The following is a 12233-nucleotide window of genomic DNA, read 5'->3' on the forward strand; positions in this document are numbered from 1 at the left end:
CTAATGTATTTGTGTTGTATCTTCCACCTCTGCCTTTAAGGCAGAGGTAAGAATTCAGCATACTATGAAGCCTAGTAAACACCATCTTCGCCGATTTTTTTGGCTAACTTGTTCGACAGCATAACGAGAATCAAGCCAACCACACCCTTGAACAGACCTACTGTGGTACTGAAACTCAATTGTCCGTTCTTTAAACCAGCTGTATAGATATAGGTATCGAAAATTTCTCCAACTTCGCGGTTCAAGGAATTGATCAGCAAGTACATATGCTCAAAGCCCAGATCCAGCGTGTGGCCAATCTTCAGAATAAGCAAGGTAATAATGATTGGGCGAATCGCCGGCAAGGTGATATGCCATGTTTTGCGTAATCTTGCCGCTCCATCCATCTCAGCTGCTTCATATAACTGCGTATCCACTACGGTAATGGCTGCCAAATAAATAATGGTTGACCAACCAATTTCTTTCCAAATGATCTGTCCGATATACACGGTACGCAACCACTCAGGAGAAGTCAAAAAGCTGATCTTCTGCATCCCAAGGGCCGCCAACATCTCATTCAGCACCCCTCCATCCACATTCATAAATACATAGGAAATGGAGACGATGATAACCCATGACATGAAATGGGGGATATAAATAATCGTTTGAATGGTGCTCTTAAATAACTTGTGCTGAACTTCGTTAAGCATCAGCGCCACTATAATAGGTAGCGGGAAGAAAATAAAAATGTTTAATGCAAACAGGATAAGTGTATTACTCAATAGCATAAAGAAGGTAGGTTCTGTAAACAATCGGACGAAATGCTTAAACCCTACCCACGGGCTATCCGCTATACCCAGAAACGGCTGATAGTCCTGAAATGCAATGATAAGACCGCCCATAGGCAGGTACTTAAAAATAACAAAATACAAAAATCCCGGGAGTATCATTAGATACAATAACTTGTTTCTTTTTAAACTCAGCCAGCTAGGCCCCGTTCGCTTTTTTCTTACTGGATTAACTTTCGTGTTCAGCATGGTGACGTTTGCCTCTTTCACCTGATCGGCCTCCTTGATCGCGTTTCTTTACGATTCCCAGATTACGATCATTCGTCCATTACGTATATAATCATCAGATACTGATACTCCGAGAACCCTACAGCTATAAGGTTTTCCAGGCCCGTGCATCTTATAGTGATTACTACAATACATAAAGATCATCTATGCCTTATCACGCTTTTTCCTCCCAAAACAAAGCCCAAGCTAATGATTATATACGGAATAACAGACCCCTGTTAAAGTTTCAATGAAACGATTACAAGGAGGATATCTGCATGTCGCAATCATCTTTTAAAAAAGAAAATATGGGTAGCCGGCTGTTTACTATTGTAAATACCACACTGCTTACACTCATTGCCCTAGCCTGTCTTTTACCCTTTGTCAATGTGTTTGCCAGTTCCTTTGCTTCAACACAGGAGGTAGTAGAAAAAAGCTTCATCCTGTTCCCGACGACATTCTCTTTGGATGCTTACCGTTATATACTGTCAACGCCTACTATTTTTAAAGGGCTTGGCGTATCCATCGGTGTAACCTTAGTGGGTACAGTTGTCAGTATGGTTCTTACCTCTTTAATGGCTTATGGATTATCTAGAAAATATCTATACGGAAGAGATTTCATCAATTTCGTAATCGTGTTCTCCATGCTCTTCAGCGGGGGAATGATCCCTACTTTCCTGGTAGTTAAATATTTCGGATTAATCGATTCCTACTGGTCCATGATCATGCCTGTTGCGATCAATGCTTTTAACCTGATCATTATGCGTAACTTCTTCCAGGCGCTGCCGGAAGGGCTAGAGGAATCAGCCAAGATTGACGGCTCTAATGATTTTGGTGTATTTTTCAAAATCATGCTTCCGCTGGCGATGCCATCTATCGCGACCCTCTCCTTGTTCTACGGGGTAGCTTACTGGAACACTTATATGAGTGCAATTTTATATATGACAGACTCCACTAAGTGGCCTATTCAAGTCCTGCTGCGCCAAATTGTTATCGTCGCCAGCGGGATGCAGGGAGATAATGCTTCTGTTGATATTATCCCACCTGCTCAAACCATCAAAATGGCGGTTATCGTAGTCGCAACCGTTCCAATGCTGCTCGCCTATCCTTTCGTACAAAAACACTTCACCAAAGGAGCCCTGCTGGGTTCTGTAAAAGGCTAAAACATTGCAGCTGCACAAACAGCCAGCCCCGGTCTCCCGGGGCTGGCTGTTTGTGTTCAGCGCCTTACTTCTCCTGTTTCTGGGTTCGGTATGCACCTGGTGTTACATGTTCTTTTTTACGGAAGGATCGAATAAAGTTCTGTGGATTATGGTACTGCAGCCTTTCAGCAATCTCTTTAATGGTCATATCCGTTTCCACCAGCCACTTCTTAGCCATTTCCAGACGATAGTTCATCAGATACTCGCTAAACGTCATCCCGTACTCTTTTTTGAAAATACTGCTTAAATAGTTCGGACTGTAATGGAGACGATCACCAATTAATTCTAGCGTTAAGTCCTGATCAAATTCCGAGCGGACAATCACCGCAATTTTATCGGATAAGAGGCGGAACTGACGGTCTGTCTTCTCCTTAACGCTGGTCACCATCGGATGGATAACTTCTTTGACCAAAATGCGTTCGATCTCTTCCGGATTACGGATGTCTAACAATCGGTGATACAACGTAGAATTGTCCTCTGTCAGCAGAACCTCTACACCCAGCAGCTGCTCCAACTGAATCAGATTGTTGACGAAACGTATTAATGTGACTTCGAAATTCAAAGGGTTCTTACTGTGCTTCATCATTTCCCCGAGTAATGGATACAGAGAACAGGAGACTTGTTCTTCATCTCCAATCCGAATCGCGTCAAATAACTGGGACTCAAACTCAGACGGATAATGCAGTAGAACTGGACCCGAGATCACCTTCGATATATCCTCATAGAAGATGATAGACTCTTTGCCCAGATTTAAACGATGATGCAGCGCCTGCTTACTCATCTCGCAAGCTTCCCTACTAAACAATAAATTATCATAAAAATTGCTGATTCCAACGCTAATGGATAGTTTCAGGATCTCTCTAGCTGTTCGAATAATTGTCTTGGCATAGTCCAGTGCTATTCTCCGGTTCTCCTGTTCATTCGCTCCCTCAAAGATCAGGATGGTTGCTTGTGTACGGTCATTTAATAGGATAGGAATCATCCGCTTCTCCTGCGGAATTAGCTCTTCCACCAGTTTGTTAACCGCTACAAGCAGAAGATCCTTATCGCTAGCCTGCCGTTCCCCATAGTTATCCAGCTGTATTAGCAGCGTTGCATACACCGAATTCTGTGACAGCTCATAACCGAAACGAGGCAAACCCAGATTAAGCTCTTCTTGGGATATCCGGCTACGAAACAGATTTAGAATAAACTGAGTTTCCAACTTAGGCATCTCAGACTCAATCAGACCCTCTAGGCTTTCTTTCTCCGATAAGATGGTATCAATCGAATTAATAATCCAGTCTACCTCATTCTTAGGCTCTAGCTCCGCATTGGCAGGCAATAATCGGCGCTGAATCTGCCGGAATGGCTTGGTGAAATACAAAGAGATCACATAAGCGACTACCGCAATCAACAACGTAATAAGCAGTACCATCATCACAATCCCAAATCGGGTTGTCTTTAGTGCATCAGAAATTTCTGATTTATCCAAAATAGTTACGTAAATCCAATTATTATAAGAAGATTTAGCATAAATAGCTTTTATCGATTGGTGATCAGCCCGCTCCATGGCAATCGTCCCCAATTGCCCCCCGCCTCCAGCAACATTAGTGATATGGCTAAGTTGATTATTAGTCAGCAGGGACTTTCCAGTTTCCGACTCATATAAAAGCTCACCCTCCCGGTTAAGAATAAACACCGGTGTGTTTCCTTCGGTCTGAAGGGTGCTCTGCAAGGTCTGAAGGGATATATCAGATAAGGCAATCGCCTGTTTGGTCTGTGAGAATACCGGCAGGGTATTTACAAAGCGGATACCCTTATCCGTCTTAACCCAAAACAACCCCCGGCTACGGTTATTAATATAGCTCTCATAAAGTGTCCTGCTCTCTTCTTCCGTTAAATGTGAAAGCTTACCATTGGAAATCTGCCATTTCTGCTCCAAACTGATTAGAGAATAATTAACAAAATCCATCCCCATGCTGGCAATGTAGTTAAGCTGGGAATTAATCTCGCGATACTTCTCAAAATCCTGCTCGGTGATCGGATTTTGCACGACCTCCCTGAAGGAACTGGTGGTACTGTAAGTATTAAAAGCGTATTCGATGGTCTGAATTTTCTGTTCCAAGGTGTTTTTAATTTGAGTAATTAAACTCTGTTTATCATCCGCTACTCTTTCATTTACCGAATTAATCGTCGTCAGATAAATATAGCCACCGAAGCTAATAACCAGGCCAATTCCCAGCACCAGAATAGGAACAAAAATCTTGTAGAATATCCTGCCTCTTTTCATGATAGACTCCTTAAGCATGTAATTATTTTCAATTATAGCGCTTCCAATAGGTTAAACCAAATGTTTTAAATGTGTATAATCGCAACCCTATTTTTATAAAAAATAGAAAACAAAAAAACAAGGCAAAAAGCGCTTCATCAAGCCCAGTGCTCAATGAAGGTTTTTTGCCTTATATTATAATGATTTTATTCCCTATCCTTATATTTCAATCTCTTCCGTTGAATCCGAAAGACCACCACTCTGCACGCCATTATTATTGGCTACCGCAAGAACATATACTTTATATTTAACACCCTTAACAATTAATGCACCATTAACATCTCTTCTCGAGGCTACAATTGTAGGATTCGTTCCGTTAGGCGTTATCGACGTATAATACGAGGATTTCACCTCAATTGCTTCCGCTGAACCAAAACCTTGTTTGGACGGAACCACCAGAATTCGATATTCCGAAATGTTAGACTCGTTAGAGGAACGGTTGAAACTTACTAGTATTTTACCCTCATCCACACTGTACGTTACATTGGTGACAGAGGTTACCGGCAGCTTAGTGGATAAAGTTATGGCATTCGACTCTGAGGACAACACATTAGTGCCTGAGTACTTGCCGCTGCCAATCGTTAACACATACACTCTGTAACTGATTCCACTCTTTATTAAATTTCCGTTTACGTCTCTGGCTGAAGAATCCAAGACTTGACTGGTGTTATTTCCTGAAGTGCCTACCGCTGTGTAATTGGAGCTAGAAACAGCATTTGCCTGGGTTAAACTAAAGCTGCTGTAATAGGAAGTAGGTACAATCAGGATTCGATACTGGCTAATGTACGTTTCATCCGTGGCATGGTTAAAGTATACTTTTAAATCCCGGCCGTCTTCGTAATCATTAACGTCCCTTACATCCAAGCTCGAAATAGGAGCCAATTTGTAATCTACATTCAACGTAATTAAAGGTGAACCAGAAGAAAGAACATTGCTGCCCGAGTAATTCCCGCTTCCGACGGTTAATACATATACTCTGTAATTGATTCCACTCTTTATCAGGTTACCGCGCACGTCCCTTGATGACGAGGTTAACACTTGATTGGTGCTGGATCCTGTTGTGCTCACTGCTGTGTAGTTGGAACTGTACACATTATTGGCGTCAGATAAACTGAAGCTGTTGTAATAGGAAGTAGGTACAACCAGGATTCGATACTGGCTAATATACGTTTCATTCGTAGCGTGGTCAAAGGATACTCTTAAATCCCGGCCATCATCATAGTCATTTACGTCGCTTACATCCAAATTGTAGACAGCACTCACATTGTAGTCAACAGCCAACGTAATTAATGTTGACTCCGTTGAGAGAATGTTGGTGCCCAAATTCTTCCCGCTTCCAATCGTTAACACATACACTCTGTAAGGTGTTCCATTCTTAATCAAATTACCACGCACGTCTCTTGCTGACGAGGCTAACACTTGACTGGTGCTAGATCCTGTTGTGCTCACCGTTGTGTAGTAAGAGCTGGAGACATTATTCGCCTCAGATAAACTAAAGTTGTTGGAATAAGCTGTAGGCACAACTAGAATTCGGTACTGGCTAATATACGTTTCATCTGTAGCGTGGTTAAAGGATACTTTTAAATCACGGCCATCTCCAAAGTCACTAACGTCGCTTACACTTAAATTAGAGACATTGACCGAGGACAGCGTAATCGCAGATGAAGCAGCAGACAATAAATTATTGGCTGTATTACTGCCACTATCTACACCCATAACAAACACACGGTAACCAACTCCCGTCTTAATGAGGGCTCCATCTACATCCCTCGCTCCAGACGATAAGATCTGGGTGATATTGGAACCTGTTTTGTTGACCTGTGTGTAATTTGAACTGCTAACAGCATTTGCTGTCGCCAAATTAAAAGAAGAATAATTAGTAGCTTTGACTATAAATATCCGGTAAGAACTCACCTTGGATTCATCCGATACCTTATTAAAACTTACGGCTAAATCGCGGCCATCACTATAATCGCTCACATCACTTACTTGTACATTACTTGGGGCGACGACTACGGTATTAGTATTAAGCGATATAGTCGAAGAACTATACGAGAGAGCGCTGATATTATTGCCTTTGCCCACTGCGAAAACATAAGCTACATAGGTTTGATTACCTTTAATGAGGTCACCATCCACATCCCTTGAATTTGCGGTCATTCTAATCGTAGGATTAGTGCCCGTAGCTAAAACAGTAGAATAATTGGCGGATGTAACCTTTTGTGCAGATGAGATATTAAAAGTGCTCCAAGCCTTTACAATCATTACCCGGTAATGATCCACAAGAGCTTCATTAGAAGATTGGGTGAAGCTGACCTGGAGATCACGGCCGTCACCGTTATCACTTACATCCTTTAACTGCACATTCGATGCCGGATTTACAGTTCCAGTTTTACCGCCGGAAGTCGTTATGGTCACCACTTTGGTGCTCGGATTCCAACCCACATCATGACCCAATGACTCACTTACAAACCGTGTAGGAACCATCGTTCTTCCTTTCAAATTCTGTCCCGGCACATCTAGAGTTACAGCTTTATTGTTAATCGTGGCTGTCTTTGAGCCAATCTTTAACATAATCGTTGTATCATCTTTAGTTGCAGTTACAGTTTGTGTTTTCTGATTCCACTTGATGGTAGCATTAAAGGCTTCAAAGATTGCCCGTAGGGGTACCATCGTCCGTCCATTTACCATCACCGGTGCTTGATCTGTGGACAATCGAACCCCGTCAATAAAAATACTGATGGGCGCAGTAGCAGCTTTCACTGAAGATTGAAACATCATCGGCAAAACTAATAAGCCCACTAAAATAGAAATCCATAACTTCTTCACAGATTCACCCTCCTGGAATGACGAATACATTTTTTTCCTAACCTTTTGACGCTCCTACTAGGATAAAAGTTTCACGCTTTATGGTTACAATATTTTAATCTGGAACCCGTTCCTTCGATCCGCCACAAACCGCTCTGTAAAAAGAAAAAGAAAGCGCAGTGTGCGCTCTCTCCTTTGTGTTATTCGCTGATACTTTTATCCACATTTTTCTTCGGAATTCCATCCAATCCGTACTCCCAATCATAAGCATCAAAAATTTTTCTCGCTACAGGTGCTGCACTGCTAGATCCAAATCCGCCTTCAGGAATAACTACAGCTACAGCAAGCTTTGGATTTTCGCGTGGTGCAAAAGCTATAAACACTCCGTTATCACGGTTTATGTTTTTACTATCCGTCTGTTGTGAAGTTCCTGTTTTACGTGCAAAATCATAGGGAAAATCACCGAAGGCACTTTTAACGTCACTGTTCATCCCTTTCTTTATCTCCCGCCAATAGGATTTATCGAAAGTAGTCACTTCATCAAGCACTTCTCGTTTGAATTCTTTGATAACCTTACCTTTGGAGTCCGTGATCTTGCTTACTAGCTGTGGTTTGATTCGTTGCCCTTCATTGGCTAGTGTAGCCGCATATTGCGCCAACTGAAGAACGGTATAACGTCCCTGCTGCCCAAAAGAAGCATAAACAAGTGCCGACTGAACTGAACCCGCTTTAGCTTCAGCTTTATAATTCAAATCACCCAAGTATTCCCTTGGTAAACCTATCCCTGTTGGAACACCTAGACCGAATTCTTTCATATATGTGTCCCATACCCCAATGCCCTTAGACTTGTATTTGTCATACAATTTTTTCCCGATCATATCAACCATATATACGTTTGAAGATTTTTCAATGGCTGTATAAGGATACAAAGAGCCGTATACATGATTGGATGAGTTCCTTACATTAGTCTCATGTCCTTCCCTACCAAATGAGGTGATCCCCTTATCTTGGTAAGTAGAAGAAGTACTTATAAAGCCCTCTTTTAAGCCAATTAACACACTCAATGGTTTTATGGTCGAACCAAGCAGCACGGTGGATTCAAAATTATGCCCTGATCTTCCTGATGAGTATGGAGTTATCGTTCCATTTTGGTAATGCTTTTCAATTTTTTTATACACCTCTGGAGAGATCGAACCCGTAGCCCAGCTGTTGGTATCATAGTCAGGCATACTTGCCATAGCAATAACATTACCTGTATCCACTTCCATGGCTACAGCGTAACCTGTTAAAGCATCAGGATGTGTTTCTCCCTGAACGGTGTGTGAATGCAACCACTGAATCTGATCTTTAATGGCTTCTTCGGTCTTCAGCTGGATTTTTTTATTAAGGGTCGTCCAGATAGTGCTTCCTTTGACCGGGGGTTCAATACTGACAATTTTTTCCGCCATATTCTGCGGATCTACGGAAACTTCCTTATAACCATTCTGTCCCCGAAGCTCCTTCTGGTATTGCAGCTCCAAGCCATCAAAGCCTACTAGCTCATCCTCTTTATAGTTAAGTCCAGGGTTCTGATTATTTTTCATCGCCTGAAGTACATCCTTATAAAGATCTAAACTAGTAGAGGATTTAAAAAATTTCACGTAACCAACAGCTTGTACAGCCACCGTATCGGTATCATAATGCCTGCTGCTTTCCTCTATCACTTCAAGGTTTGGATATTCGTTTTTGTGTTCTAAAAAATAAGCGATTTCTTTCTTAGTTAAACCTGATTTAATTCTTCGTGCTACATAACCAGAGAGTTTTTTTGAATATAAATCCATAGACTCAAGGATCTCTTCTGTGGTTAGTTTTTTCTCATTAGTATCACCATAAGTTTCGAAGGCTTCTGCTAACTTGCTGGCGAGTGCCTTTGATTTATTATTTGCCTCAGCAGTTAAGGTAACTTTTTTCGTAGTTTTATCTGTTTTTGTTGCGGTATATTCCTTATCCAAAGTAAGGTACAAAGATTGAACGGGCGTTGAGTATGCCAATTTCTCACCATCAGCAGCGAGGATATTCCCTCTCAATGCCGATAATGCCACTATTTTCGTATCCCGATTAGCCTCAGCTTCAGATAACGTAGGTCCTTCGACAAATTGCAAGACCGCAAGGCGTAGGATAATCACACAAAAAATAATAAAAGTGCTAAAGAAAAAAATATTGATTCTTAATTCGCCAGAGTTGTTAATAGTTTTGCTGTCGTCTTGTACACCTTTTCTGTCGAAGAGCCTCACATAATCCCACTCCTTATTTCCAAAATTCTACAGCATAAGATTAAAGTATAAACTAGCAAACGGAAATATACAAAATTAAGAATAATAGTTAAATAATTGTTCACAAATCGATAATATCCAATTAAAAAAGCAGCTTTCCCCGGTATGGGAGAATCGCTGCTTTTTGTTTATGGGCGTTGGTGGCCTGCACCAATAAATTCTCAACATTCGCTGAGGCCTACGGACTCAGATGACGTTATATGCGCATTTTTAGCCTTTGGAGCTTGGTTTCGGACTCCAATGACGTTATTTCATAGGAAGAAGGGCAAATCGGGTGCTTTTCATACCAATAGCGACTATGCGGTCCGTTGGCACTTCAAATGCGAAATAAAGCTGCGTTTAAGGTCATCTGTGTCCGATAGCTGTAGCGTAAGGGAGGGGAATTTTAAACAGATGAAACGATGTTTGAGGAGTTCTTGATAGAGCAAGCTCTAATTAATCAGGGGGTGCCCAGCAGCCATTTTACGGCTGATGGGGCACCCCCTGATTTTTTCTTATAACAAAATCTACACTTTTCTAACCTGTGACCGGTACATTAAAAACAAGAAATACGGAGCCCCAATCAGCATAATAATAAGACCTGAAGGGATTTCTTTCGGCGCCATTATGGTTCTTCCGAGCGTATCGGCAATGACGAGCATCAAGCCGCCAAGTAATCCTGACAAAACAATCGAGCGTCTCGTATGATGACCAATCATCATCCGCACCGCATGCGGCGCCATGAGTCCGAGAAAGCCAATTGTTCCCACACTTGCAACGGCTCCCGCTGCAAGCAAAACGCCGATAATCATAGCCCAAAGCCGCGTTCCTCGAACCGGCAAGCCCAATCCTGTTGAACTCTCGTCACCAAATGCCAACAAATCGCATTTTCGGCCCAAATAGTATGCAATCGGAACAAGTACAAGCAGGAATACAAATAGGATGTAAAATTGATTCCAGCTTCGTCCATAAGTCGAACCCGTTAACCAAATTAAGGAGCTACTGCTCCATAAACTTCCTTTGACGATCATGACCTGGATTCCGGCAGAGGCAATTGCAGAGACTGCGATTCCAAGCAAGATCAGAACCGATGGATTCAAGGACCTGCGCCAGGCCATAAAAAAGACAAAAGCTGCAGCCAGTGCCCCACCCACGATTGCGGCAAGCGGAACTGCAAATACCGTCAATGCTGGCCAAACGGTCATTACGGCCAAAGCACCAAAGCCAGCCCCTGAGGTCACACCAATAATAGAAGCATCTGCCAGTGGATTTCGAACAGCACTTTGAATCAGTACACCACTGATTGCAAGTGCGATCCCTCCTGCAGCCGCTACGAGTGTACGGGGAAGCCGTAAATTCAGCAGGACGGAATAGGATTGATCCCCCCTATGGAACAGACTGCTCAGCAATTCGCTGATCGGTATTTTTGTTCCCCCAAACGATAAGCTTACGAGGATAATAGCAATCAGCAGCACAGTCATAACTATAGCCGTCGGCACAAAGCGCAGACGCAGTCCCGCCCCACCGATACTCATCGATGATTGGCCAGCGCCTGAGCCCGATATATTTTTCATCTTGGTGAGTACCAGCCAAATGAGCCACGGGGCTCCAATAATCGCCATAACTGCACCAACAGGCATTTCACCCACACTGCTTCGCACTACACGCGCTAGCGTATCCGCTGCCGTGATGAGCAAGGCTCCCCACAACGCGCTTGCAGGAATGAGCAGGCGATGCTTGCGAATTCCACTAAGCCGGACAAGATGGGGAGCCACTAAGCCGACGAAGCCAATCGGGCCGACCACGCTGACTACAACCGCAGCCATTAATACCGATAGGCCAAGCCCCGTCGCCCGAATTAACCCTACTCGCTGTCCAAGTGAACGGGCCGTTGACTCATCGAGCTCCAGCGCATCAAATTGTCTGCCGGCAAATATCGCTGCCAATAGCAGCACTACGACAAAAGGCCAGGCATATATAACACCCTCCCAATCCAACTGGATTAGGGAACCTGAACCCCATAAAAACAGATTTTGTGTTTCTGTTCTTTTAAAAATATGTATGGCCGATGTAAACGCTCCGAGCACCATGGAGACGATCATACCTGACAAAGCCAGCCGAACAGGTGTGGCTGCCTTGCCTCCACTCAATAAATAAGCGGCTAAAGCAGCAAGCAGTCCCCCTGCAACTGCGAGCAAAAATGGAAACTCATGCTGCAAAGCAGGAAAAGCTACCATACCAAGCACGACCATAAAGTATGCCCCGGCATTAATCCCAAGTGTATCTGAGGAAGCAAGCGGGTTCTTCGTTATAGTTTGCAATAATGCCCCAGCCACAGCCAGAGCAGCCCCGGCCAGCAGACCAATAACTGTACGTGGCATGCGGATATCCCAGAGCAGATTATGTTCCATTATATCTTGGCGATTCAGCAAACCATCTATTACAGTAGCTGCAGGAATCTTGGCTTCCCCAAAGCCCAAACTTAAAACGAACAGAATGAAGAGGACGGCAAAGCCGCCCCCAAATATTCCAATGATCCGCCAGTTCATGCCGATAGAGGCTTCTTTGCTACTCTTTTCGTTCATAA

At 43.1% G+C, this 12233-nt stretch carries 6 protein-coding genes; 1 reads left to right on the forward strand and 5 read right to left on the reverse strand.

Annotated features, from left to right (window positions below; all coding sequences use genetic code 11):
- Window positions 1-71 precede the first annotated feature (71 nt).
- Window positions 72-929, reverse strand: coding sequence for an ABC transporter permease (locus MHH46_RS27215; RefSeq protein ID WP_370510797.1), 858 nt, complete (start codon window positions 927-929; stop codon window positions 72-74).
- 383 nt (window positions 930-1312) lie between these two features.
- Here MHH46_RS27215 and MHH46_RS27220 point away from each other — a divergent pair, with 383 nt between their 5' ends.
- The gene (locus MHH46_RS27220) at window positions 1313-2197 is read left to right on the forward strand and encodes a carbohydrate ABC transporter permease (RefSeq protein ID WP_076130456.1); all 885 of its coding nucleotides are present in this window, start codon (window positions 1313-1315) and stop codon (window positions 2195-2197) included.
- 64 nt (window positions 2198-2261) lie between these two features.
- On the opposite strand, the gene MHH46_RS27225 is transcribed toward MHH46_RS27220, so the two are convergent.
- The 4 genes from MHH46_RS27225 to MHH46_RS27240 all read right to left on the reverse strand — a co-directional run bounded on the left by MHH46_RS27225 (window position 2262) and on the right by MHH46_RS27240 (window position 12231).
- Entirely contained in the window at window positions 2262-4508 is a 2247-nt protein-coding gene (locus tag MHH46_RS27225) for an AraC family transcriptional regulator (RefSeq protein ID WP_036685428.1), read from the reverse strand.
- A 198-nt stretch (window positions 4509-4706) separates the two neighbouring features.
- Window positions 4707-7376, reverse strand: a complete 2670-nt coding sequence (locus MHH46_RS27230) for a copper amine oxidase N-terminal domain-containing protein (RefSeq protein ID WP_076194112.1) — start codon at window positions 7374-7376, stop codon at window positions 4707-4709.
- Window positions 7377-7555: 179 nt separating this feature from the next.
- Window positions 7556-9628 (reverse strand): penicillin-binding protein 2, encoded by a 2073-nt coding sequence (locus MHH46_RS27235; RefSeq protein WP_076194110.1) that lies wholly within the window; start codon window positions 9626-9628, stop codon window positions 7556-7558.
- 545 nt (window positions 9629-10173) lie between these two features.
- Window positions 10174-12231 carry an iron ABC transporter permease gene (locus MHH46_RS27240; RefSeq protein ID WP_076194108.1) on the reverse strand — a complete coding sequence of 686 codons (2058 nt, stop codon included), beginning with the start codon at window positions 12229-12231 and terminating at the stop codon, window positions 10174-10176.
- Between the last annotated feature and the right edge of the window lie 2 nt (window positions 12232-12233).

The organism is Paenibacillus sp. FSL H8-0175, from assembly GCF_045040615.1.
GTDB lineage: Bacteria > Bacillota > Bacilli > Paenibacillales > Paenibacillaceae > Paenibacillus_AQ > Paenibacillus_AQ odorifer.